This window comes from Microvirga arvi (assembly GCF_016892765.1).
Classification (GTDB): domain Bacteria; phylum Pseudomonadota; class Alphaproteobacteria; order Rhizobiales; family Beijerinckiaceae; genus Microvirga; species Microvirga arvi.
In genome coordinates this window covers 17,751-40,733 of sequence record NZ_JAFEMD010000046.1, presented here as the reverse complement: position 1 = coordinate 40,733, position 22,983 = coordinate 17,751, and the positions used below count along the sequence as shown (strand labels likewise).

The 22,983-nt window shown below is 62.2% G+C and carries 20 protein-coding genes and 2 pseudogenes; 5 read left to right on the top strand and 17 right to left on the bottom strand.

What is annotated here, in order from left to right:
* Positions 1-706, top strand: a pseudogene (locus tag ILT44_RS22490) (molecular chaperone HtpG); the annotation flags it as partial.
* A gap of 88 nt (positions 707-794) precedes the next feature.
* Here ILT44_RS22490 and ILT44_RS22485 read toward each other — a convergent pair.
* The 4 genes and pseudogenes from ILT44_RS22485 to ILT44_RS31745 form a co-directional block, all read right to left on the bottom strand.
* Positions 795-1,832: an LLM class flavin-dependent oxidoreductase gene (locus ILT44_RS22485; protein WP_204241846.1), complete on the bottom strand. Its 1,038-nt coding sequence runs from the start codon at positions 1,830-1,832 to the stop codon at positions 795-797.
* Positions 1,833-1,865: 33 nt separating this feature from the next.
* Positions 1,866-2,882 carry a replication initiation protein RepC gene (repC, locus tag ILT44_RS31940; RefSeq protein WP_372441225.1) on the bottom strand — a complete coding sequence of 339 codons (1,017 nt, stop codon included), beginning with the start codon at positions 2,880-2,882 and terminating at the stop codon, positions 1,866-1,868.
* A gap of 33 nt (positions 2,883-2,915) precedes the next feature.
* Positions 2,916-3,883 (bottom strand): annotated as a pseudogene (locus ILT44_RS22470) (IS5 family transposase).
* Positions 3,884-4,065: 182 nt separating this feature from the next.
* On the bottom strand, positions 4,066-4,767 hold the full coding sequence (locus tag ILT44_RS31745) for a hypothetical protein (RefSeq protein WP_204241844.1): 702 nt from the start codon (positions 4,765-4,767) through the stop codon (positions 4,066-4,068).
* A 353-nt stretch (positions 4,768-5,120) separates the two neighbouring features.
* Between ILT44_RS31745 and ILT44_RS22460 the strand changes: the two genes are divergently transcribed.
* From ILT44_RS22460 to ILT44_RS22450, 3 genes are all read left to right on the top strand, one after another.
* Positions 5,121-5,543, top strand: a complete 423-nt coding sequence (locus ILT44_RS22460) for an outer membrane protein (RefSeq protein WP_372441224.1) — start codon at positions 5,121-5,123, stop codon at positions 5,541-5,543.
* 167 nt (positions 5,544-5,710) lie between these two features.
* On the top strand, positions 5,711-5,974 hold the full coding sequence (locus tag ILT44_RS22455) for a DUF6894 family protein (RefSeq protein ID WP_204241842.1): 264 nt from the start codon (positions 5,711-5,713) through the stop codon (positions 5,972-5,974).
* A gap of 48 nt (positions 5,975-6,022) precedes the next feature.
* On the top strand, positions 6,023-7,195 hold the full coding sequence (locus ILT44_RS22450; RefSeq protein ID WP_372441223.1) for an alpha/beta hydrolase: 1,173 nt from the start codon (positions 6,023-6,025) through the stop codon (positions 7,193-7,195).
* 401 nt (positions 7,196-7,596) lie between these two features.
* Here ILT44_RS22450 and ILT44_RS22445 read toward each other — a convergent pair whose 3' ends face one another.
* The 10 genes from ILT44_RS22445 to ILT44_RS22400 form a co-directional block, all read right to left on the bottom strand.
* Complete coding sequence (locus ILT44_RS22445) at positions 7,597-8,046, bottom strand: hypothetical protein (protein ID WP_204241840.1); 450 nt, start codon at positions 8,044-8,046, stop codon at positions 7,597-7,599.
* Between the two features lie 106 nt (positions 8,047-8,152).
* The gene (locus tag ILT44_RS22440; protein ID WP_204241839.1) at positions 8,153-8,653 is read right to left on the bottom strand and encodes a hypothetical protein; all 501 of its coding nucleotides are present in this window, start codon (positions 8,651-8,653) and stop codon (positions 8,153-8,155) included.
* Between the two features lie 176 nt (positions 8,654-8,829).
* A complete protein-coding gene (locus ILT44_RS22435; RefSeq protein ID WP_204241838.1) occupies positions 8,830-10,713 on the bottom strand; it encodes an adenylate/guanylate cyclase domain-containing protein in 1,884 nt (627 codons plus the stop codon).
* Positions 10,714-10,934: 221 nt separating this feature from the next.
* Positions 10,935-11,081, bottom strand: a complete 147-nt coding sequence (locus tag ILT44_RS22430; protein WP_204241837.1) for a hypothetical protein — start codon at positions 11,079-11,081, stop codon at positions 10,935-10,937.
* A 133-nt stretch (positions 11,082-11,214) separates the two neighbouring features.
* Positions 11,215-11,715: a TetR/AcrR family transcriptional regulator C-terminal domain-containing protein gene (locus ILT44_RS22425; protein WP_204241836.1), complete on the bottom strand. Its 501-nt coding sequence runs from the start codon at positions 11,713-11,715 to the stop codon at positions 11,215-11,217.
* Entirely contained in the window at positions 11,697-11,909 is a 213-nt protein-coding gene (locus ILT44_RS31740) for a TetR/AcrR family transcriptional regulator (protein WP_204241835.1), read from the bottom strand. Before ILT44_RS31740 ends, ILT44_RS22425 begins: the two co-directional genes overlap by 19 nt.
* 139 nt (positions 11,910-12,048) lie before the next feature.
* Positions 12,049-15,156: an efflux RND transporter permease subunit gene (locus tag ILT44_RS22415; protein ID WP_204241834.1), complete on the bottom strand. Its 3,108-nt coding sequence runs from the start codon at positions 15,154-15,156 to the stop codon at positions 12,049-12,051.
* Positions 15,153-16,232 (bottom strand): efflux RND transporter periplasmic adaptor subunit, encoded by a 1,080-nt coding sequence (locus ILT44_RS22410; RefSeq protein ID WP_204241833.1) that lies wholly within the window; start codon positions 16,230-16,232, stop codon positions 15,153-15,155. Before ILT44_RS22410 ends, ILT44_RS22415 begins: the two co-directional genes overlap by 4 nt.
* Positions 16,229-17,281, bottom strand: coding sequence for an efflux RND transporter periplasmic adaptor subunit (locus ILT44_RS22405; protein ID WP_239468450.1), 1,053 nt, complete (start codon positions 17,279-17,281; stop codon positions 16,229-16,231). The genes ILT44_RS22410 and ILT44_RS22405 overlap by 4 nt, the downstream gene beginning before the upstream one ends.
* 258 nt (positions 17,282-17,539) lie before the next feature.
* The gene (locus tag ILT44_RS22400; RefSeq protein WP_204241831.1) at positions 17,540-19,066 is read right to left on the bottom strand and encodes a PAS domain-containing HWE histidine kinase family protein; all 1,527 of its coding nucleotides are present in this window, start codon (positions 19,064-19,066) and stop codon (positions 17,540-17,542) included.
* A 103-nt stretch (positions 19,067-19,169) separates the two neighbouring features.
* Between ILT44_RS22400 and ILT44_RS22395 the strand changes: the two genes are divergently transcribed.
* On the top strand, positions 19,170-20,096 hold the full coding sequence (locus tag ILT44_RS22395) for a LysR substrate-binding domain-containing protein (RefSeq protein ID WP_204241830.1): 927 nt from the start codon (positions 19,170-19,172) through the stop codon (positions 20,094-20,096).
* 174 nt (positions 20,097-20,270) lie between these two features.
* Here ILT44_RS22395 and ILT44_RS22390 read toward each other — a convergent pair whose 3' ends face one another.
* From ILT44_RS22390 to ILT44_RS22380, 3 genes are all read right to left on the bottom strand, one after another.
* Entirely contained in the window at positions 20,271-21,056 is a 786-nt protein-coding gene (locus ILT44_RS22390) for a 3-hydroxybutyrate dehydrogenase (RefSeq protein WP_204241829.1), read from the bottom strand.
* Between the two features lie 382 nt (positions 21,057-21,438).
* Positions 21,439-21,849, bottom strand: coding sequence for a DNA-binding transcriptional response regulator (locus tag ILT44_RS22385; RefSeq protein WP_204241828.1), 411 nt, complete (start codon positions 21,847-21,849; stop codon positions 21,439-21,441).
* A gap of 249 nt (positions 21,850-22,098) precedes the next feature.
* On the bottom strand, positions 22,099-22,884 hold the full coding sequence (locus tag ILT44_RS22380) for an acetoacetate decarboxylase (RefSeq protein ID WP_204241827.1): 786 nt from the start codon (positions 22,882-22,884) through the stop codon (positions 22,099-22,101).
* Positions 22,885-22,983 lie beyond the last annotated feature (99 nt).

Sequence of the window (22,983 nt, the reverse complement as noted above, 5' to 3'; positions counted from 1 at the left end):
ATTGCTGGGACTGGCCCGGTTCAAGACCACCGCCTCCGGTGGCGGGTGGCGCTCGCTCAAGGATTACGTCGGCTCCCAGAAGGAGAACCAGACCGCGATCTACTATGTGACGGGAACGGATCTCGCCCGGCTCGAGGCCTCGCCGCAGCTCGAAGGGTTTCGGGCGCGTGGCATCGAGGTGTTGCTGCTGCCCGATCCGGTCGACAGTTTCTGGGTCACGGTTGGTGTCGATTACGAAGGTAAGTCGCTCAAGTCGGTCACCCAGGGCGCGGCCGACCTGGCGCAGATCCCGCTGACCGAGGCCCAGGAGAACGCGGGCGCGCCGGCACCAGAAGCGGTGACGCGGTTCATCCAATCCGTGAAGGCGACCCTCGGGGAGGCCGTCGCTGATGTGCGCGCCTCCGAGCGGCTCACGGAAAGCGCCGTCTGCCTCGTGGCATCAGAAACAGGCATGGACCGCCAGCTCGAGCGGCTTCTCGCCGGCGCGGGTCAGCTGCCGTCTGCGGCCAAACCCGTCCTCGAAATCAACGCGCGCCACGACGTCGTGGTGGCTCTGGCCAACCTTGGCGAGAGTGAGCAGACACTTCGTGAAGACGCGGCTCATCTCCTGTTGGACGAGGCTCGGATCCTGGACGGTGAACTCCCGGCTGACGCGAAGGCATTCTCACAGCGGCTCGCTAGGGTAATGCGGCGGTGCGTTCCGTAAGAGGCAACGGCAAATGATCTTCGCAGGAGTTTGGTCGCCAACGACTACCTCCTGCCATTCCTCAGAAATTCGTTCATACCGCCTACCATTATGATCGGAGCGCCTTTCGCACTTCCGGCGCGACCCTCGTTCCGAAGATTTCAATCGCCTTCATCAGCTTGATGTGGTCCATCACGCCAATGGCCATCTGGATCAAGAAGCGGTCGAACCGGAAGATCTCATGCGCCGCTAGGATCTTGTCTGTCACCTCCGCAGGGCTTCCGACAAAGAGTGCGCCACGTGGTCCCCGTGCCACGTCGAACTGCGCACGGTTGGTCGGCGGCCAGCCGCGTTCCCGCCCAATCCGGTTCATCACCTCCGCCTGTGGTGCATAGAAGGTGTCCGCAGCATCTTGCGTAGTCGTGGCGACAAAGCCGTGCACGTTGATCGATGTCTTTAGGGCTGCCGAATCGTGGCCTGCGCGCTGGGCCGCCTGCCGGTAGAGGTCGAACAGGGGTGCAAAGCGCGCTGGCTCTCCCCCGATGATGGCGAGCGCCAATGGCAGATTGAGCACCCCGGCACGAGCAAGGGACTGCGGGGTCCCGCCGACCGCGATCCAGATCGGCAGTTTCTCCTGATAGGGCCGCGGATAGACACCACGGTCTGTGATCGGGGGAGTATGTTTCCCGCCCGGCCAGCTGACCTGCTCGCTTTCGTTGAGTTGCATCAGGAGTTGCAGCTTCTCGGCAAAGAGCGTGTCGTAATCATCAAGGTCGTAGCCGAAGAGCGGAAAAGACTCGATGAAGGAGCCGCGGCCGGCCATGATCTCGGCTCTGCCCTGGCTGAGATTGTCGAGGGTGGCGAACTGCTGAAACACACGGATTGGGTCATCGGAGCTGAGCACCGTCACGGCGCTTGTCAGCCGAATGCGTTTTGTCTGGGTCGCTGCGGCTGCCAGCGCCACAGCAGGCGCTGAAACGGCATAGTCGGGCCGGTGATGCTCGCCGAGACCAAACACATCCAGTCCCGCCTGGTCGGCCATGACAATCTCTTCCACCAGGTTGCTGAGGCGCTCCGCCGGGCCAACCCGGCGTCCCGTCACCGGATCGGCGCCCACGTCGCCGAAGGTGTAGAGTCCAAATTCCATAAGAATGGTCCTCCCATAGGGCCTTTGCCCCAGTCATAGTCCCGACGTCACAACCATCAGCTGCCCTTCAAATGGCAACCCCGCAGCGCCCTTCCAATGACCCGTGCGCCAGACACGGGTTACGGTTGGCTGCTGCCGGCTTCCTCGGGACGGTACCTCATGCACCCAAATCTTTTGGCGCGGGCCACAACATACTTCACTTCCCGGCCAGCCGACTTTGTCCCCTTGAGCAAACTTGTGTCTCCGCAAGGCAAGCAGCTCAGTCTGAAGGTCGATTTCGCCGCTCTTAACGAGGCGAATGATAGTCCGGAAGTACCCACAAGGGTTTCGGATGCTGTGTTTACCGCTTGAGACATCGTCGCCACAGAGTTGCAGGACGTAGATCACAGCTGTTGCAGCATGGATGGCTCCGATGGCCTCAACGGCCTCAGTCCAGGCGCTTGGGTGAGCCCCCAAGGCGGCGCGAAGGAAGCGCCCGGCCGAAACAACATCGAGTACATCTCGGATTGGGTGAGCATAATCGGAGATCACGGGGCACGCTTCGACGATCAATGCGGGTAGCGGCAGCTGAGTGGGTAAAGCATCTTGAGCAGCAGGCTCAGGATTACCCCGGCGGCCATTGTGACAAGTCTCACTTAAGGATTCATTCTCTGCCTCAATGTGTCGGCATGTCGTGCCGTCACAGCTTGCCTGATAGAACGCTTCTTCAGCGAGCTGACTCATCTCGTTCCACGCCTCAATGAGCCCGGCCGGGAGGGTCGCCCCGGAGCGTTTCGGGGTACGAGCTTTCAGTGTACTGAGGCGGCTCTCAAGCGCTGCGAGATTAACAGCGGGGTAGTACTGTGCCAGTGCACTCAAAGCCGCTTCAGCGGCACGGCGGCAAACCGTGATCTCGTCAAAGGAACGCTTTAGGAGTTCCTTTCGCTGCTGTTGCTCGGCGGTGGCGGCGGCCCACTCGCCTCGACGTGCATAGAGCGGCGTTAGATCGAAGCCGAACGCATCGATAACAGTCCCCTTCTCATCCCGAACGGCCGTGTTGCACGGATCGATCGAGGCATGGATTTAACCTATCCTTGCCCGATCTCAGGCAACTCGAACAGACTCCAGGCGCCCAAGCTCAAGCATGCGGTTCAGGGCAGAAATGGCGATAGCGACTTCGGTCGCGCGACGCCCATCTGTTCGCGAGCGCAGCGCATCTCCGATCACTCGCTTAAGCCGGCTGATGGCGGTCTCCACCAGAGCCCGACGCGTGTACCCGGATCTCTTCTGCCAGCCCAAGCGTCCATGCTCCGCGATGTTTTGGAGGTGCCGATCGCGCTGGGTCGGAGTGGTCTCCGCATCCTCGCTCAGCAATGCCGTTGATCGGGGTGGAACGATGACTTCGGCAGCAGGATGGCGCTCGATGACAGTGCTATAGATGCCGGACTGGTCATAGGCTCCGTCGCCAGTGAGTGAGGCGAGCGAGCCTGTGATCTGGTCGAGCAAGGGCTCCACCTGCGTACCATCTTCGACATCATAGGGCGTCAGCGCTGATGCGAGGATTTGTCCAGTCTCGGCGTCGATGCCGATGTGCAGCTTTCGCCAGGACCGGCGCCTCCGGGTGCCGTGCCTCTCGATCAGCCACTCGCCGGGTCCGCACAAACGCAGGCCTGTGCTGTCGACCAGCAGGTGAACAGGTCCTCTCGAGCTCGAACAAGGCCTTGGCACCTCCAGAGTTTCGGTCCGCCGGCTGAGGGTTGAGTGATCCGGCACCGCCAGATCCAGACCCAGAAGTTGAAGGATCGAGCCGATCAAGCCCTCGGTCTGACGCAGAGCCAATCGGAACACCGCCCGCAACGTCAACGCCGTTCTGATCGCCAAAGCCGAATAGTGAGCTTGACCGCCCCGGGTGTGCGCGGCTCGGCCCGCCAAGCTGCGATTGCTTCCTCGGTGAACCAGACGGTCAGACTTCCCCGCTGACGCAGGCTGGCGTCGTACTGAGCCCAGTTCGTCACCCGGTACCGCTGCTTGGGAATGCGGTGACGGCGGGCGGCATTGGCCTTGAAGGGCATGACGGGATCTTTGCTCGCAAGCCAAATAGGCCTCTACGCTATCCAGACCCGGTTACCAACTCGCTCATCCATGCAACAACGCGGGCAGGAGGCGGAAGCCAGCAAGCAGGGAGCTGACCTGAACGTGCCAGCATAAAACTATCACAGGTCACCGCAGTGCCGGCCCAAGTGTACAAGCCACCTCAGAACGGTGCTCCCTGGATCCTGCGGAGATAACTTACATTGGGGTAGCCGGCAGCCGTACAGGCTTGAGAACCTTGCAGGCAGGGCGGCCACTGTGACGAGGCAACATAAGGTTCGCTCTCTCCATAGTAGCCGTAGGATTCGCTCTCACCATAGTAGCCGGAGCCATAGGGATAATCATAATAGGAAGGGTAGCTCAGGGCTCCGAGCGCCAAGCCGCTAATCAACCCAGCCGCCACGGCTCCGCCATAGTACGGATAGCGCAAGCCTCGGCCATAGTAGCCACGATAGTAAGGCCGGTAGGCGCCGGCAACGCGGCCGTAATAGGGAGCCCGCCAGCCATATCCACCAAAGCCCGGACGGTAGACTGCTCGAGGGCGATACACGCCACCCCAGCCGGGGCGGGCAATCGCGGCCGTGCGATAGCCTCCGAGGCCAGCGATACCGCCGCGGTAGAACCCACCAGGCCGGGCGGCGATCGCCCCACCGCGAAAGCTACCGCCGCCCCGCGGGATGTACATCCTGGAGCCGCCACCAAAGCCGCCGCCCCGGAAGCCGCCCCCTCCTCCGCCGAAGCCGCCCATGCGGGCCCCGCCACCAAAGCCGCCTCCGCCACGACCGCCCCGCTGGGCCTCGGCGATATCCGGGATTAGAAGAGCGCCTGCCATAAGAGCGCCGAGAGCCAACAGAAACTTGTTCATCGCCATCCTCCGTCTCACTACCCGGCGCACAACACAGCACAGGGCAGGCTGTCATGGGCTACCCCATCGTGAACCCTTTGAGGGAAATGGCTTGATCGTTTGAGACAAGTGCTTGGCATTTGGTGACGGAAGTCCAAGGCCATCTCGAAACTCCCATCTTCGCCCCTATTGGCCCCGATGGTCGCGGCGTCCAAGTCTTCACGTGAATGGGCTTCTATGCCGGTGCGAACGCTGGCTGTGGCTGGCGCAGCGATGACGAAGAGGCAGTTGTCCTGGCGCCCGGCCCCGGTGTGGTTCCCGGTACGCTGATCTTCCCGGAATGCGGCGACAGCGGCTTCACCGGTGGTGCCTAGATCGGCTACAACTACCAGATTGGCTCCTTCGTGCTCGGCCTCGAGACGGACATCCAGTACGCCGACATCGGGGGCGACACCAGCATCCCCGGCCTCGACAGCGACGACAATGATGACAACTGGTTCGGCACCGTGCGCGCCCGCGTAGGTTACGCCTTCGATCGCGCTCTGGTCTACGCCACTGGTGGTCTGGCTTACGGCAAGATCAGCAATGGCTTCAGCAATTCGGATGACACCAGTGTCGGCTGGACCCTCGGTGCTGGTGTCGAGTACGCCTTCACCGACAACCTGACCGCCAAGGTCGAAGGTCTGTACGTCAACCTCGAGCAGGATGACGACGACCTTTCCGTCACTGCGGGCAGTGATGAGACCGAGTTCAGCGTGATCCGCGCCGGCCTTAACTACAAGTTCAGCACCTACTGAATAATTCACTTGCAGCAAGAGCAGCGCCCGTCGCTTCGCCGGGTGTTGCTCTCAGCGTGGATATTCCGGGCCGAACGCTCGTTGTTCGGTGTCATGCCTCAGTCTCGGAACGAAGCGGAATTGCTTCTGTAGGCACAATCCAATCAGCTTGTCGGCGGGACCCATCCATGCGCTGCTACTTCCATCTTGTAAATGACCGGGAACTCTTGGCCGATCCATACGGCATCGAGGTCACAGACCTCGTGATGGCGCATGCCGAGGCTCGAAGGGCGATCGAAGAGCTGCTGCAGGACGATCCAGCGCTGGAGAATGACATAGTCGGCTGGAGCTTGGTCGTCGCGGACGGTGCTGGAAAGTCCCTCCTATCACTTCCCCTCGCCGAAACCGTGCAGTCGAACGTGCCAGACAGATTGCGCTCATTCCTAAGCTAAGAAACGCCCACGCAAGCTGATCATTTGAAACAGCAGATAATGAAACCGATGTTCAAAGCGTCAGGAGCGCCCCCTACGCCGCGTGTCCCGCAGCAAACCCTGCGCCTTGTCGCCATTATTCCCCTTTGCATGGGTGTGATGGGATGCGCGGGCTTGCCCAAAGGGGTCCTGGCGCCGATTCCGGCAACCATTCCAGGTGCCTCGCAAGTCAACCTTCTTGTCGCGACCACACGGGCCCCAGCGTCGGATCCAGCGGTCCTGTTCTCCGGAGAGCGCGGACAGGAGCTACACACGACTGAGATCACAGTCTCAATCCCTCCGGCGGAGAACCGGCAGGTCGGACAGGTGCAATGGCCGAAGCGCCTGCCTCCAGATCCATCGACAGAGTTCGCGACGACAAAGGTCAGGACCCTGTCCGACCTCGGCCGGATCCGTGGATGGTTTAATCAGCATCTTCCACGCAGCCGCCGCGTCCTAATCTTCGTGCATGGGTTCAATAACCGTTATGAAGAAGCGGTGTACCGCTTCGCTCAGGTCGTGCACGACTCCCACGCTGATGTCGCGCCAATCCTGTTCACCTGGCCTTCGCGGGCCAATGTCCTTGATTACGCCTATGACAGGGAAAGCACGAACTACTCTCGGACGCAGCTCGAAGAGGTTCTGCGGCGTGCCGCTCAGGATCCGTCGGTCGGCGACGTCACGATCATGGCCCACTCGATGGGAAGCTGGCTCGTGACCGAGGCCCTGCGTCAGATGGCGATCCGCGACGGTCGTGTCGCGCCGAAGATCAGGAACGTCATTCTAGCGGCGCCGGATCTCGACATCGATGTCTTTCGCCGGCAGTCGCAGGAACTGGGTCTGTCTCGCCCAAAGCTCACGCTTTTCGTATCCCAAGACGATCAGGCCCTTGGCGTATCGCGTCTTATCGGCGGCGATGTCGACCGGCTCGGCCAGATCAATCCGGCGACCGAGCCCTATCGGTCTGAACTGGAGAAGGCCGGGGTGACGGTTCTCGACCTGACCGCGCTCAAGGGCGGCGATCCCCTCAACCATGGCAAGTTCGCGGAAAGCCCTGAGGTAGTCCAATTGCTCGGCGAGCGGCTCGTGGCCGGGCAGACGATATCGCAGAGCAAAACCAGTGTTAGCGGTCAATTGGAGGCCGTGGCGGCGGGAGTGGCGCAGACCGTAGGAGGGGCCGCTAGCCTGTTCAGTCTACGCTGACCGTTTTGTCGCGCTCAGACTTGCAGCGATAGGTTCGGGAAGCGTCATGGTGCCTGATCACGAGCATACCGTCGCTCCCGCGATCCAGAAGGTCTTCGATGTATCAGCGGAAAAAGCCCCGCCGTGGTCCGCGCCACAACGAAATTGAGTTTCTGAGGGAGCCTGCCCGCGGCCCCAGGCCGGTCATTAGGGGTCCTTTGGGCCTTTGTCTCAAGAGAGGCTGGTGCGCGCGAACTCCGAGTGATGGCGTAGGTTCATCCGACCTGAACGGACCTGATCTTTATGCCATCACACGGGAGGGACTGGACGCTCTCAGGCGGGCAACGGAGCGGGTCTAGCCATCGTGCGGATTTGGAGGTCCGCGTCAGCGACAAGTCGCTTCCACTTTTATACTCAATGCTCTAGGGGCGTGTACGCAGTTCCGTGACGGCCGCCGACAGACCCGTTCGGTACTTCTCAAGCAGCAGCGTCATCACGTTGCCTGCTCCTGTTCTCCCGATTCTCACAACCAGGAAATTACTCAGTCTATCCTCCCGTATCTGGCAACGCGTGAAGGCCACCTTTGCAAGGATCTCTGGATCCTGCCGCGAATGGATCCTTTCCCTTACGAACGCGGCGGCGCAAGCCTGCCATTGGTCGTTCAGAGCCCTTGCTTCCGCATAGATGACGAGAGGATCGAACTCGTCGGCAAGGACAGAAGGCGCTGCAACCAGTGAGGCGATCATGGGGCCGACGAGAAACGCAACGCGCCAGACTGTCTTGGGAGAGCGGACGTATGGACTATCGTCCTCGCGATGCCGCCTTATGAATAATTGCATTCCTATAGCCCTACCCGTGCTCATCCCGGCCATTCGGGGATTGAGCAATAATGGATAATAAATTGCCGCGTCGTTGGCATACTCCGTGCTCCCATGCCGCTGACTAGATAGGCGGTGAAAGCAACCCGCAACCTTGAGGCTACTCGCCGCGCTTCACGCGAATCCATTCGTGCTTGAGGATTCCTTGCAGGACTTGGGTGATATCGCGGCTGATGACCTCAATGCGGTCCTCTATGCCGTCCTCCAGCAAAGGAGAGCGAAGCTGATCGATCCCTTTCCTCATCAAGGTATTGAGCTGCTGATGGTCCTGTTCGAGCGGGTTGAGCATGAGCTCGATCTTGGAAACAGTCCGCAACAAGTTCTCCACGCGCCTGGAGAGCTCGGGATCCCGTGCAATGATGAGGCCCGTCGGCTCCTCGAGGGTCTGGCGGAACGCGGCCGCGATCAGAAGCTGCGAGGTGAGACTCGCCACGAGATCGCGCATGGTATCGATCCATTTCTGGCGATTAACCGACAGCACGTTCGCCCTAAACTCGAACCTGGCAATCCGCGTGTTGACGAACGGCCCAGCGATCGACGCGATCATTGCCGTCGAGGCCGCGATGAGGGTGATCCATTGCGGGTTAAGGTCCACGGCCATCTGCCTCTCCAGTGGTAATGGCCTCGACCGGATCCAAGGTGACGGGGCTGGAGGTCATGGGCATTAATCCATCCTGTGCAAAGGTATGGAGAGAGGAATAGACGCGGGTAAATCTCCGGTCCAATATATTGTTTTTTACGTTTTGATTGGAAAAATTTATCAATAGCTGACTTCAGCTATCGCGGCCCAGACATTAAAGCCCGGCCGCAGGGCGAGCCGATCCAGGGCCCAGTCGTCTGCGGGTCCGATCTGGCCAAAGGGATGCTCACGTAAGCCGGTAGATCCCCATTGTTCCATCTCTCCCGCACCTCTCGTCGAGCCCAGAACACGGCCTGTCCGGGCTCACACAAGCCGGTATAGACCCCCTCAGTGATCAACGTGATCACGTCGCTGTCGTCTCGGACGTCCTTCCCGACCTGCTCCAGGCGCTGCGCGATGTTAACCGCATCTCCGACGAGTGTGTAGTTCATCCGGCTGGGAGCCCCGATGTTACCCACGAGAGCAGGGCCTGTGCTGATGCCAATCCTCACCCGGACAGGGGCGAGGCCGCTTCTCAACCGGGCCCTGTTGTCGGCGTGAATCCTGGAGGCTATGGTCCGTGCGGCCCGGCAGGCCCGTTCCACGTGATCGGGCTGCTCCTCCGACGCGCCCCAGAACGCCATGAGGCTGTCGCCGATGTACTTGTCGATCTTACCTCCCTCGGCCTCGACACAGGCCCCTACCAGAGCGAAGTGCGAGTTCAGGAACTGTGCCGTTTCGGAAGGGGACAGCCGGGATGCCATTCGTGTGAAGCCACTCAGATCCGTGAACATGACGGTGACGTCACGCTCATAGGCTTTGGCGAGATCGTCCTGCCCGTGCGCGATAAGGCGGTGAACAAGGCGTTTGGGAAGGTACAGTTCAAACCAGCGCAGCGCCGCAACCATGGCGTTCAGCGCCTGGCCAGCCGTGTCGAGTTCCCGGATCCGGCTGCGTGAGAGAACGGGGGCTTTGTCGAATTCGAGTGTCCGGACGGCTTCCGTCACGCGAACGAAGTCACGGATCGGGCGCGCGACCCGCCGGCCGACCGCAATCGCGCTGAGCACGGAGACGAGCAGGAGCCCAAATCCGGTCAGCACCATAGTCTGCAGTCGCTCCGTCTCCTGCCCGGCGTCTGAACCGGGCAAGGCCGCACCAATGATCCAGGGCTTCTCACCGAACCCTGCGACCCGTCGGTACATGTAAATGAAGTAGTCGTCCGAGAAGGGAACGATATGCCCCTGGTCCGTCGACCTCAGAGGCAGGTTCAGCGGTTGTCGCTCAGCCGACCACATCGCTTGCAGAACCTTGTCGTCGACCTCGGAGAGGAGCGGCAATGGGTGCTCGCGTGCCCCTGTTGGGGATCGATCGGCCAGGGCCGGGTGAGCCAGCACCGCGTCCTGGCCGTGGAGGATGAACGCTCTCTGCACAGGTGAGGAAATCTCGGCGACGTATCGGGACAGCTCGGTGACCTCGATCGCCGGGACGAGGATCCCAATGAGGTCTCCGTCGCGATGCACGGGGACAATGAACGGGATGATTGTCTGCTGAAACGGATGGCTCCAGACGGGTTCCCCCCATCCGGCAGCCTCGCCGGCCCGTACATCCTCGAAGAGCTTGATGATCTCGGGCTGGCCGGACCAGTCCTCGGTGATGAGACTGCCATCCCGTCGCTCCACCCGCACGACCTCCAGGTCGGAGCGAATGAAGCCGATGCCGGTCACCTGCGGTGTTGCTGCAACGGCAGATCTGAGGGCCGTCTCGAGCGCTCTGGCATCCTTGATGTCGAGCTGCCCCCGATCCATCGAGGTCTTCAGATACTCGGCTTGGGCCATGACGAGGCCAAGATGTTGCCGGACGCGCTGCTCGATGGAGGACAGGATCAGGTCGGCCTTATCGGCCAGAAGCTCGCCCGTGTTTCGCCCCGCCCCTCCGAGGCTTACCACGAGAACGGAGCCGACGGCGAGGAGCATCAAGCTCCCGAAACCGACCGCCAGAAGCGTGCTGAGAGAGAAATAGCGTGGGGAGATGCGCCGTCTCATGCGGATCTCGGTGTTCTGACAGGGGGATTGTTGCTCCAACGGAGCTGACCGGGCAAGGGCTTCGAGCGTCATGGTCACGCTACCGAGCTTGGATTGACTTGGCTGGTTGCACGGGTTTCATCAAGGCTGAGATGTCGCGAGACGTATTCCGCCAGGTTGCCAGTACGGCACCACCGGCATACCCAAAAATCCCGTACTTCATCAGGGTATCGAGCTGCTGGTCACGGCAGGTTCTCCACGTGCCTGGAAAGCTCGGGATCCCAGGCGATCATGAGGCCGGACGGCTCCGCCAGGATCTGGCGGAGCGCGGCTGCCGTCATTGCCGACAAGGCCGAAACGAGGGTGATCCATTGCGGGTTAATGTCCATCGTTCTGATCCGGGGTATGAGTTTTCAATCGTTCTGTCAGCTGAGATTTCAGCGTTTGGCTAACGGAACAATGCGACATAGAGCATGCCGCAAGAGATCGACATTGTGAGGATGAGCGGGAACCAACGGGACATCAGGCTTCCCCATCAGAGGGGCTCATGAGATCTGCTCTCCCGCCGTGCGGGACCGCATCTCGCCACCGGATGCCGCACTTGCGGAGACTATCCTCGACCACGGCCGTATACTCGGCTTCCGTCAGGAACGGCTGGTGCGGCACCAGAACACGCTCCATCACATGGGCCAGGCACCGCCTCGCGAACTCCTCCGCCGCGGCATGGCTGTTGCCAATCCGCATCTCCTTGGACGCCGCGTGGACGCCGAGAGAGGCTGCGATCCCTTCCACGGTTGGGCCGAGGCTGTTCCGGAGGAACTCCTCACCAAGCCTAGGAAACCGGCCGAGGGCTCCGATGATCAGGCGCAGAGTGGCGATGGTGACCGGATTGTTCAGGGTTTCGAGAACAGAGATCCCGATCTGGCGCAGGGCGGAGCCCGGGTCGGGTTCGTCCGGATCGATGTTCGGCAGCACCCGCGCGATCCTCTCCGCTTCCGCGGCGATCAGCGATCTGAACAGCACATCCTTGCTGTCGAAGTGGTGATAGATCGATCCTTTGAGACGCCGGACTGATTGACGATCTGGTCGATGCTGGTTCCGGCATAGCCGTTCAGGAGAAAGACCTGACGCGCGCCGTCCAGGATCTGACGCTTCGTGAGCGTGCTCCTGAGATCCTGAGGGCGCTTGTCGCTGTGAGGCGGATTGTCGTTGGGCACGGGGGTTCGATCCTCTTTTGCATGCAGTGGAGGGTGGCGCCAACGGCTTGCAGCCGCCGGGGCTAGCAGGCGTTCGCATGGACCGGGTGCGGGGGACAGGGCCGCGGTCCGAAACGCCTGCCAATCAGGTCAGCGCGGTCTATGCTGGCTCATGAGTTGTCTCTGGTTCATGCACCGCCTCTGTGGCTGGCAGCTCCGCCTTGGGTCCGGAAGGCGCCTTGATGCGGAACCAGGCCACGTACAGCGCCGGCAGGAACAGGAGGGTCAGCACTGTGCCCACGACAATGCCGCCCATCATGGCGAAGGCCATCGGTCCCCAAAACACTTCGAATGCGATCGGGATCAGCGCCAGGCTCGCCGCCGCCGCCGTCAGCATGATCGGTCGCGTCCGGTGCATAGTGGCCTCGACCACGGCCTCCCACGGAGCCCTGCCCTCCCGCCGCAGGTCCTCGATCTGCACGACCAGGATCACCGAGTTGCGGATCAGGATGCCGACCAGCGCCAGCACGCCCAGAATGGCCACGAAGCCCATGGGAGCCCCGCTGGGCAGCATCGCCGCCACCACGCCGATCAGCCCGAGCGGAGCCACCGCCACCACCAGGAACAGCCGCGAGAAGCTCTGCAACTGAATCATCAGGATCGTCGCCATGATGAACAGCATGAGCGGAACCACCGCCGTGATCGGCCCCTGGGACTTGGCGCTCTCCTCCACCGGGCCGGCCACCGCCACCCCGTAGCCAGCCGGGAGCGCTCGGGCGAACTCCTGCACCTTGGGTTCGAGCTGCTGGGCGATCGTCGCCGGCTGGGTGGCATCGACGATGCTGCCCCGGATCGTGATCGTCGGCACCCGGCTGCGGCGCCAGATCACTGGCTGCTCGAGCTCATAGTGGAAGGTCGCGACCGCCGCCAGCGGCACGGACTGGCCATCCTTGCCCGGCAATTGCAGGTTTTGGAGCGTCTCGATGGATCCTCGCTCGGCGGCGCGCGCCCGGCCCACCACGTCGACCAGATAGATCGAATCGCGGATCTGGGTGATGCTCGTGCCGCCGACGACGCCGTTGAGGGCGCCGGCGATGTCCTGTGAGGTCACGCCGAGCTGGCGGGCTTTGTCCTGGAGCACGTCGACCTTCACCACCCGGGCAGGCTCGTTCCAGTTGAAGCCGATGTTGGTGACCCGGGGGTGCTCGCCGATGACAGCCGCGAGTTGCTGCGCCAAGTCTCGCACTTTCTGGACGTCCGGCCCGCTGAGCCGGTACTGCACCGGCCGTCCGGCCGGAGGACCCAGCGCCAGCAGGTCGACGTACACATCCAGGCCGGCAAACTCCTGCCGGGCCAGGGCCTTGATTTTGGCCCGGAGGCGCTCGCGGGCCTCGATGCTCTTGGTCACGATGACCATCTGGCCGTAGTTGGGGTTCGACGGCTGCGGGTCGAAGGAGAGAATGAACCGCACGGCGCCCTGCCCGACATAGGACGACCAGTGATCGATGTCAGGATCGCCTGCGAGCTTGGCTTCGAAGCGGTCCATCTGCGCCTTCGTGTCGGTAATCGCGGCGTTCTGCGGCAGCGTGAAATCGACGAGGAGCTCGGTGCGGTCCGAGGACGGAAAGAACTGCTGCTCGACGAACTTCATGCCATAGAGCGAGAGGGCGAACATCGCCACCGTCACGCCGATGGTCAGCCAGCGCCAGCGCATGGCGCCGACGAGGATGCGTGAGAACGCCGTCATAAGGCGGCTCGGCTTGTCGTGGTGCTTCTTCATCGTTTTCGGCAGCAGCGTCACACCGAGAAGGGGCGCGAACACTACCGCGACGATCCACGACAGCAACAGCGAGGCTGCAATCACCACGAACAGCGTGAAGGTGTACTCGCCCGCGTTGCTGCTGTTGAGCCCGACCGGGATGAAGCTCGCAACGGTGACGAGCGTGCCGGTGAGCATCGGAAACGCGGTGGCGGTGTAGACGGCGGTGGCCGCCTTCTTCAGCGTATCGCCGGCCTCCAGCCGCGCCACCATCATCTCGACGGCGATCATCGCATCGTCAACCAGAAGACCGAGCGCGATGATGAGAGCGCCAAGCGAAATGCGCTGCAGCGAAATGCCGGTATATTGCATGACCACGAAGGTCATGGCCAGGACGAGCGGGATCGCCAGCGCGACCACCAATCCGGCCCGCATACCCAGGCTCAGGAAGCTGACCACCAGCACGATTGCGACGGCCTCGAACAGAGCCTTGGTGAAGCCGCCGACCGCCTCCTCGACCACGACGGGCTGATCGGCCACGAGGTGCACCCCGACGCCAACGGGCAGTTCGCCGATGACCTTGTCCATCTGCTCGTGCAGCACCTCGCCGAACGCGAGCAGGTTCGCGCCGGTCTTCATGCCGATGGCAAGGCCAATGGCAGGCTGGCCCTTGAACCGGAACAGCGCCTGCGGCGGGTCGACGTAGCCGCGGCTGATGGTGGCGACGTCGCTGAGGCGGAAGAAGCGGTCGTTGATGCGCAGGTTAAGGCCGCGCAGGCTCTCCTCCGACGTGAACTGTCCCGTCACCCGGACGCTGATGCGCTCAGGACCGGCCTGGATGACGCCGGAGGGGGTGATCGCATTCTGGGCCTGGAGCGTCTGGATGACGTCCTGCTGGCTGATGCCGAGGGCGGCCATCTCGCGCGTCGAGAACTCCAGGAAGATCACCTCGTCCTGGGCGCCGATCAGGTTGACTTTGCCGATGTTCGGCACCGTCAGAACCTTGGCCCGCACGTCCTCGACATAGTCGCGCAACTGCCGCTGCGTCAGCCCGTCCGCGGTGAACGCGTAGACGTTGCCGTACACGTCGCCGAAGTCGTCGTTGAAGACAGGACCCAGGACGCCTTGGGGCAGCTCCCGTTTGACGTCGTTGATCATGTTCCGGACTCTCACCCAGACACCCGGCACGTCGCGGGCCTTGGTCGTGTCCTTCAGGTTGACATAGATGACGGTCTGGCCCGGCGTGGTCTGGCTGCGGGTGTAATCGAGCGAGTTGAGCTCCTCGAGCTTCTTCTCGATCCGGTCGGTAACCTGAAGAGAGGTATCCTCGACCGTGGCGCCGGGCCACTGGGCGGCGATCACCATCGTCTTGATGGTGAACGAAGGATCTTCCTCACGCCCCAAGTTGGTGTAGGCGAAGATGCCGGCAATGGCGGAAATGATCATGAAGTACCAGACGAGGGAGCGGTGCTCGAGCGCCCAGTCGGACAGGTTGAACCGGCTGTTCATGGGGAGGCCTCATCGGCGATCTTGACTGTTTGGTTGGGGGTCAGACTGTTCACGCCGGCGGTGACCACGCGCGTACCGCGGGTGAGCCCGTTCAGAACCCGGACGGAGGATCCGTCCCGGGCGACAATCGTCACATCCCGGGTCGACACCATCTTGGTGGTCGGATCGACGACCCAGACCATCGTCCTGCCGTCCCGCTCCAACAGGGCCGAGACGGGCAACTCGATCCCCGGCACCGCCTGCGTCGTGACCGTAGCGGTAATCGTCGTTCCGAGACGGAAGCTCTCGGGTGGGTTGTCGAGCGTGATCCTCACCCGCCGGGTACGGGTGGCGGGATCCGCCTGCGGAGCGATCTCCCGCACCGACCCGGCAGCCTGAACCGAGGGATCCAGCTGCAGAGCGACATCGAAGCGGGCCTCCGGCCTGAGATCCCGCCCGATGCTCTCGGGCAGGTCGACCACCGCCTCGCGGATGTCCGGGCGAGCCACCGAGACGACCATCTGTCCCGGCTGGACCACTTGCCCGAGTTCCGCCGCGGTAGCGGTGACCACACCGGCGAAGTCGGCGCGAAGCTCGGTGTATCCGAGTTGCTCCTCGGCCTTGTCGAGGTTCGCCCTGGCGCTTGTGACGCTGGCCTCTGCGGACTCGCGGGCTTGCTTGGCGGCATCATACTGCGCCTGGGTGGTGATGTTCTGCTGGAGCAGCGTGCGCTGGCGGGTCTCGGTCGCGGCGGCATTCTCGAGGTGGGCGGTCGCGCTGGCCAAGTCGGCCTGTGCCGATCGCACCGCCAATTGGTAGGCGAGCGGGTCGAGCGTGGCCAGGCTCTGCCCCTTCCTGACGATGTCGCTCACATTGACGTCACGGCTGACAATGCGCCCGAGCACCCGAAAGCCGAGGTCGGACTTGTACCGGGGCTCGACAGTTCCGGCAAAACCCACAGTCCGTGCCGTCTGTGGGGCGACAACAACGGCGAGAACGGGTCGGGTTGCCGGCGTCTCGGCATGGTGCTCTTCCTGGCAGGCGGCGAGCAGGCTGACCATACTCAGGGCAGCCAGGGATGTCAGGGTAGAATTCATAGGGCCGCTCCTTCGGGGAATGCAACGACCTGGTTGGGCCGCAGGAACTGCGCCCCCGCGGTGACGACGATCTCACCGGGCTGGAGCCCCTCACGCACGGCGACCTTTCCGGTCTCATAGCCTTCAACGATGATCGGCCTGAGCGACACCGTCTTGGTCCGGGAATCGACGGTCCACACGGCCGGTTGGCCATTTGCGCTGGACAGAGCGCCCCATGGCACCACCACGAGCTTGCGGGGCTGGAACTGGCCCTCGCCGACGACGGCGGCCCCGAGGGTCATCGCTGCCGGCGGATGCTCGATGGCAACCTTGGCCCTGACCGTCCCGGTGGCCCTGTCCACGGTCGGGGAGATCTCACGCACGGTACCCGTGGCCATCACGGCTGGATCGGACACCAGCGTCAGCGCGATGGCGGGATTGGCGAGCTCGCGGGTGAAGATCGACTCGTAGACGTTGAACACCGCATCGCGTGGTCCGTCCTGGGCAATCGAGAAGACGGTCTGCGCCGCCTGCACGACCTGCCCGGTCTCGGCCTTGCGGGCCGTAACGACGCCGGAAGCGCCGGCCCGCAGTACCGTGTCGGAGAGTTGGTCGCGGGCGGTGCCGAACTGGGCCCGTGCGGTGTCGAGGGCGGCCTGCGCCGTACGAAACGCTTCCTGAGCCTGATCGTGCTCCCGCTTTGTTGTGTAGCCCTGGGCGAGCAGCGCCTTCTGGCGTTCGTAGGTGGAGGTCGCCTCGCGGAGAACGGCCCCGGCGGATCGGACGGCGGCCTCGGCGGCGGTTACCGTGGCCTGTTGCTGCTGCGGGTCGCGTCGGGCCAGCACCTGGTCGGCCTTCACGTGGTCGCCGACATTGACCAGGCGCTCGGTGATGCGGCCCCCGACCCGAAAGGACAGATCGCTCTCGACCTGCGCACGGACTTCGCCGGTCAGCCGCACCGTTGGTGAATAGTCGGTCAGCCTGGCCGTCTCGACATGAACCACAATCGGAGAATTCTCCGGTCGGCTGGTCTGTTGCTGGCAGCCGGCAAGGCCTGTCACGGCAAACATTGCCAAGCAACAGACTGGTTTATGCCATTGACGACTGCATGCCATGGCGTGCTCTTTCCCTGATGTCCTCGGGAACCATTGCCCATGAAGGATGGGATAGGCTTGTTACATGGTCTGGTCCAATATATTGTTTTTGGTATTTCGATTGGAAAAATATATTAATGGACTTGAGTTAGCTCGGCTATTCGCGCGCCCACTGGATCGGTCGTCCCAAGGCGACAACGCCAGGGGGTGTGCCTCATCCTGTGCGGGCAGTTATCACCGCGCCACAGCCACTAAGACCGCCTCAACCCGCACGCGCAATCCTTCCGGTGCGAAGGCCACCTCAACCTCACCGCCGAGCTGACGGCTGAGCACTCGCTCCAGCAGCGTTGTTCCGAAGCCCTTGCGGTCTGGCACAGCCACGGGAGGCCCGCCTTGCTCCAACCATTCGAACCGGATCTTGCTCTCCTCGACGTCCGGGGCAGGCAAGCTCCATGTGACATGAACGTGTCCCAGCGGACTGGAGAGTGCTCCATACTTCGCCGCGTTTGTCGTCAGCTCATGCACTGCCATACCGACAGCCAGAGCCAGGTGGGGAGGCACGTCCAGGTCCGGTCCGTTCAGGATGACGCGTGTGCCGGTCTGATCGTCATAAGGCTCAAGCTCACTGTGCAGGATATCCCGTAGCTGCACGCCCGTCATCTCGTTTTCGAACAGGAGCGTGTGGGTCTTTGCGAGGGACATGATCCTCTCCGTCAAGGAATCCCGAAACGTCTGAACCGCGGGCGCGTTGCGGGCCGTGGAGTTCACCAAGGCCTGCATCGTGCTCAGAGTGTTCTTCACCCGGTGATGGAGCTCGCGCATGAGAAGGGCCTGCTGCTCCTCCAGACGCTTCTTCTCGCTCATGTCGGAGAACATGCCCAATGCGCCCGAGACTTGCCCCAACTCATCACGCAGGGCACTCGTAGCGGCCAGGACGGGAATGGCGGCACCGTCTTTACGCCGAAAACGGATCTCGAACTGCTCGAACTCGCCTGCAAGATTGCGACCGACCCGCTCGCGGTGGATCGGCTCGTCCTCAGGGAAGGTGAACTCCAGCGCCGGGCGCCCGATCATCGCGTCCGGGGTACAGCCCAGCATGGCCGCCATGCGGGCATTCACGAACTGCGTCCGAGCATCCGCGCCGATCAGCCAGATCCCCTCGTTGGCGGTCTCAACAATGGTGCGGAAACGCGCCTCGCTGACACGCAGGGCCTCTTCGGTGAGCTTGCGGTCATGGATGTCGGTGGTTGTCCCAGACCAAGCCGTAATGGTTCCCTCAGGATTCCGAACCGGAATGGCCCGGGTCAGGAACCAGCGGTACTCACCGTCATTGCGACAGATGCGGGTCTCAATTTCGAAGTCGCGTCCGCTCTGCCGCGCGGCGCTCCACGCCTCCATGCAGCGCGCCTGATCATCGGGATGGAGCACCAACTCGGGCCAGCAGCGGGCATTCTGTTCGGGCGTGATGCCGCAGAAGCGGTACCACTGATCGTTGACGAAGGTCATCGTGCCGTCGGGAGCCGCGGTCCAGACGATGGATGGGATCATGTCGGCAAGGGTACGGAAACGAGCCTCGCTTTTCTCAAGGAAGTCACCCTGCCCCGGGAGCAGATCGACTGGGTCGCTGCGAGAGAGCAGGATCCCCTTGTCACCATCGATATGAGCGAGCTTTGAGGTGTCGATGTCGCTCTTTCCGGTCAAGCTTTCTTTTGCCGGTAGTTTGCCGGGCTTGTTGTCGACGGTGAGTGGGCGGGAGATCATGGGGATCAATCTATCCTGTGCGAAGGCAGGGATAGGGATTAGTTGCCCGTATGGCCCAGATCTAATATATTGTTTTTGCCTCTACGATTAGAGAAACATATCAATGGATCTGCGTCAGCTCCGGTACTTCGTCGCGACCGCCGAGGAACTGCATTTTGGCCGGGCTGCGGAGCGGGTTCACATCGCGCAGCCGGCCCTGAGCATCCAGATCAAGGCCTTGGAGGACACGCTGGGTGTCCAGCTCCTCAGCCGGACCAACCGGGTGGTGACCCTGACAGAGGCAGGCCGCCTGTTCCTCAAGGAGGCCCGCCGCACCCTTGAACAGGCGCAGCATGCCGCCGTCGTGGCCCGCCGGGCCGGGCGCGGCGAGATTGGTCGCATCGAAATCGGCTACTCCGCAGACACCTCTTACTCCGGGGTACTGTCAGGAGTCCTGCGGCAGTACAAGCGACGGGTTCCCGACGTCGAACTCGGGCTCCACGAACTCCATCCGAGCACGCAGATCGCACAGCTCCTGGAAGGTCGTATCCATATTGGGTTCATAGCCAGCTTTGTTGACAGCCCTACCGGGAAGCTGCCGCCAGAACTGGATGCGATCCGCTTGGCAGAATGGCCGCTGAGGGTGGCTCTTCCAGCTGACCATCCCCTTGCGAAGCGGAGCCGGATTCCGCGAGAGGCGCTCGCGGATGAACCGTTCATTGTCTACGTCGGATCGGACATTGAACAGGACCGCTCGTTGATCCAGATGGTGGTCGGGTTCATGCCGCATGTCGCCTATGAAGTGCGCAGCGGGTTTTCTCTCGTGAGCCTTGTCGGCGCCGGATTGGGAGTGGCCATCGTTCCCTCGTCGGTCAGCTCGGTCAGCATCGGCGAGCACGTCGTCTACAGGTCCATCTCTGGCAACACAATACAGGTCGGGACCGACGTTGTGTTCCGCCGGGACGCTGACGATCCAGCCGTGATCAACTTCCTGGAGATCGTCCGGCCGGATCGGCATGATGCCAAAGGAAAGCGACACGGGGGCACGTGATCCATCCGGAAAACCAAAGATACGTCAAGGTTCGCCGGCGGAGCGTTCCCATTCAGGCCTGGATCATGGCTCCTCAGTGTTGCGGGTTGTGGCCTCAGGCAGGAAATTCTGTTCAATCTGCCTGCAGCCCTGCGAGGCAGCGGGACACCCCATTCGGTTTCCTAGCTCGACGCGTCACTCCGCCGTCCAGCCGCCATCCATGGACAGATTAGTGCCCGTTATCTGGCTCGCTGCGTCAGAGCACAGGAAGGCGGCGAGCGCCGCCACCTGATCGACCGTCACGAACTGCTTCGTCGGCTGTGCCTTGAGCAGGACATCATTGATGACCTGCTCCTTGGTCAGCCCACGTGCCTTCATGGTGTCGGGGATCTGCTTCTCGACAAGCGGCGTCCAGACATAGCCGGGGCTGATGCAGTTGACGGTGATGCCGTCGGTTGCCACTTCCAGCGCCACTGTCTTCGTCAGCCCGACGATGCCGTGCTTGGCCGCCACGTAGGCCGACTTGAACGGCGAGGCTACAAGGGAATGGGCCGAGGCCGTGTTGATGATGCGGCCCCATTTGCGCGCCTTCATGTCCGGCACCGCGGCGCGGATCGCATGGAAGGCGGACGAGAGATTGATGGCGATGATCTGGTCCCATTTCTCGACCGGGAAATCCTCCACCGGCGAGACGAACTGGATGCCGGCATTGTTGACGAGAATGTCCACGGCCCCAAACACCTCCTGCGCCTGGTGCATCATGCCAGCAACCTGGTCGGGCTTAGACATATCGGCGGGCGAGTAGACTACCTTGATCCCAAACTCGGCCTCGAGGCCCGCCCGTTCCTTCTCGATGTCGTGTGGCTCGCCGAAGCCGTTGATCAATACATTTGCGCCCTCCTTGGCGAGCGCCCGGGCAATGGCCAACCCGATCCCGCTGGTCGAGCCGGTGACAACGGCGGATTTGGAGCAATACGTCATTGAAGCCTCCTTGTTGCTGTATTCAATCGTTCAGTCTTAAGCACTCGTCTTGGGTAGGAGTCTCCCTACGATCCTCAACCCATCGAGTGTGGCACCTTGTACGAACCGGCGCTCGACCAATGCTCGTATGCGTTCACTCCGCATGTCTCGCAGGCCCTGATTACGGAGCGACATTTCAGCTTCGGCATCATGCCAAGCCCTTTCAGGGCGTTGTCAGTGGAAGAGCAACACCCACCCAACCAATGCGAGCGGGGCAACAGCCCCCAGGACAAAAGACACTGCGTTGCCTGTCATGCCATGCCTCCTGAATGCGTTGGCCACCTTTGTGAGCCATCACGTCAATGCAATCTCGGTCTTGGACCGGCGCTAGCGACACGGCTTCTCAGGCCGCCCGGCTTGCCTCGGCCGCGTCCGGTGTGAAAGTCGCCGCCTCCGCCGCCGCAAGGGCCTGATGAATGGCGTTGAATACCGCAACCACGGTCGGCTGTTTCAAGACAAGATCGCCGCGTGGCGACATTCGCTGCTCCGCGCCAGCCAGGATCACGGCCCTGTTCTCATGCACCTCATGGTACTGGTCAGCGAGAATCCAGCCGTCGACCAGGCCGGGCAGCACGGCACGTGTGTAGAGCCAGCCGATGGGGTGGCTCCAGTCGCGCAAGGCCAGAAAGGCCCTCTCGCCCGTATCCGCCGTAATGACTTCATGGGCTTGGACGCGCAGCCACTGCGCGAGTGTCTCCCGCATGACCGGGTTGTCGTCGGCAATGAGGATCCGTTGTTGTTTGATTGTGCTCATAGTGCTCTCCTGAGTACGCCGAGGGCTTTTTGGCCCATCAGCGCACCCTCTTCGCCTTCCGTCTCGGTTCCGGGGTGCATGCTTGCCATTCCGCATCGCATGCGAGCCAAGGGTGATGATGGCTGCACTGGGGATCGGCCTGCCCTGGTCCACGATGCCGCTTATCGCCTCCGGCCATGGTTCTGCTTCTTTTCGTCTTGGACTGATCAAGAAGTGGGCGCAGCCTGTGGCAGGCACACTGGGGATGCTTCATTCCGCAGGTTCGTAGCGTCTCTGCCTCCAGTGAGACGGCTCGGATGGCGCCAGATAGTCATGCGCGACCTTGCCAAGCCCGAGCGTCAGGTCGGCCACGATGTGGGTTGCCGAGACCACCTCCAGGATCGGCAGTTCCGCGACCGGCGCCAAGGCATGCGACCACAGGTTCAGGGATGCCGGACCGGTCCAGGCCTCTTTCAAGTCGATGTCCTCCAGGTCATACTCGACGAGCTCGCAGATGCGTGTGGTGCCGTCGACATGCGGGATGATCTTGAGCAGGAAGTTGGGCTCGCGAAGCGAGGCCATGACGCTTCCGAGATCGGCAGCCTGGTGCTTGTAGCCCATCGTAGCGGTCGCGACGTGAACCGGTCCGTAGTCGAGCGTGCCGACCAGGGCATCGACCTCAGTGCGCAGGGTGGGATTCGCAAGCTTTTTGGGAAAACCCCACAGCTCACGCCCCCCGGCAATGGGCGAATGGTCGTTGAGAAACATGCAATGGGTGTAGCTACCTTTGCGGCCGCGGAACGAGACGGGAATGACCTGTCCGCTCTCGGTGTAATCGCCGAAGCCGTTCGAGTCCGGCATGCGGATGAACTCGAACTTCACCAGCGGCTCGTCGATCTGGAGCGGTTCCGGGACGAGTTGCCGGAGCTTCTTTGGGTCGGTCCGGTAGGTGATGATCAGATACTCCCGATTGCGAAAGCGATAGGGTCCGATCGGGTAGGCCGGACTGGTCATGGGCATGGCGAATGCCCTGGTCCGAACAATGTCTTCGTGCATAGTTAAACTCTTTTGTTGTCGATTGAGCGGGTCACGAGCGCGGCAAGCCGACTCGCAGACCACATAGGGTGGTGCGGAGCTCAGTTGCTCCTGAGACTT

Bases quoted from the DNA above. Each gene is read 5' to 3' on its own strand.
- ILT44_RS22485 (WP_204241846.1), bottom strand. From the start codon at position 1,832: ATGGAATTTGGACTCTACACCTTCGGCGACGTGGGCGCCGATCCGGTG.
- ILT44_RS31745 (WP_204241844.1), bottom strand. From the start codon at position 4,767: ATGAACAAGTTTCTGTTGGCTCTCGGCGCTCTTATGGCAGGCGCTCTT.
- ILT44_RS22455 (WP_204241842.1), top strand. From the start codon at position 5,711: ATGCGCTGCTACTTCCATCTTGTAAATGACCGGGAACTCTTGGCCGAT.
- ILT44_RS22450 (WP_372441223.1), top strand. From the start codon at position 6,023: ATGTTCAAAGCGTCAGGAGCGCCCCCTACGCCGCGTGTCCCGCAGCAA.
- ILT44_RS22445 (WP_204241840.1), bottom strand. From the start codon at position 8,046: ATGGCCGGGATGAGCACGGGTAGGGCTATAGGAATGCAATTATTCATA.
- ILT44_RS22440 (WP_204241839.1), bottom strand. From the start codon at position 8,653: ATGGCCGTGGACCTTAACCCGCAATGGATCACCCTCATCGCGGCCTCG.
- ILT44_RS22435 (WP_204241838.1), bottom strand. From the start codon at position 10,713: ATGAGACGGCGCATCTCCCCACGCTATTTCTCTCTCAGCACGCTTCTG.
- ILT44_RS22430 (WP_204241837.1), bottom strand. From the start codon at position 11,081: ATGGACATTAACCCGCAATGGATCACCCTCGTTTCGGCCTTGTCGGCA.
- ILT44_RS22415 (WP_204241834.1), bottom strand. From the start codon at position 15,156: ATGAACAGCCGGTTCAACCTGTCCGACTGGGCGCTCGAGCACCGCTCC.
- ILT44_RS22410 (WP_204241833.1), bottom strand. From the start codon at position 16,232: ATGAATTCTACCCTGACATCCCTGGCTGCCCTGAGTATGGTCAGCCTG.
- ILT44_RS22405 (WP_239468450.1), bottom strand. From the start codon at position 17,281: ATGTTTGCCGTGACAGGCCTTGCCGGCTGCCAGCAACAGACCAGCCGA.
- ILT44_RS22400 (WP_204241831.1), bottom strand. From the start codon at position 19,066: ATGATCTCCCGCCCACTCACCGTCGACAACAAGCCCGGCAAACTACCG.
- ILT44_RS22395 (WP_204241830.1), top strand. From the start codon at position 19,170: ATGGATCTGCGTCAGCTCCGGTACTTCGTCGCGACCGCCGAGGAACTG.
- ILT44_RS22390 (WP_204241829.1), bottom strand. From the start codon at position 21,056: ATGACGTATTGCTCCAAATCCGCCGTTGTCACCGGCTCGACCAGCGGG.
- ILT44_RS22385 (WP_204241828.1), bottom strand. From the start codon at position 21,849: ATGAGCACAATCAAACAACAACGGATCCTCATTGCCGACGACAACCCG.
- ILT44_RS22380 (WP_204241827.1), bottom strand. From the start codon at position 22,884: ATGCACGAAGACATTGTTCGGACCAGGGCATTCGCCATGCCCATGACC.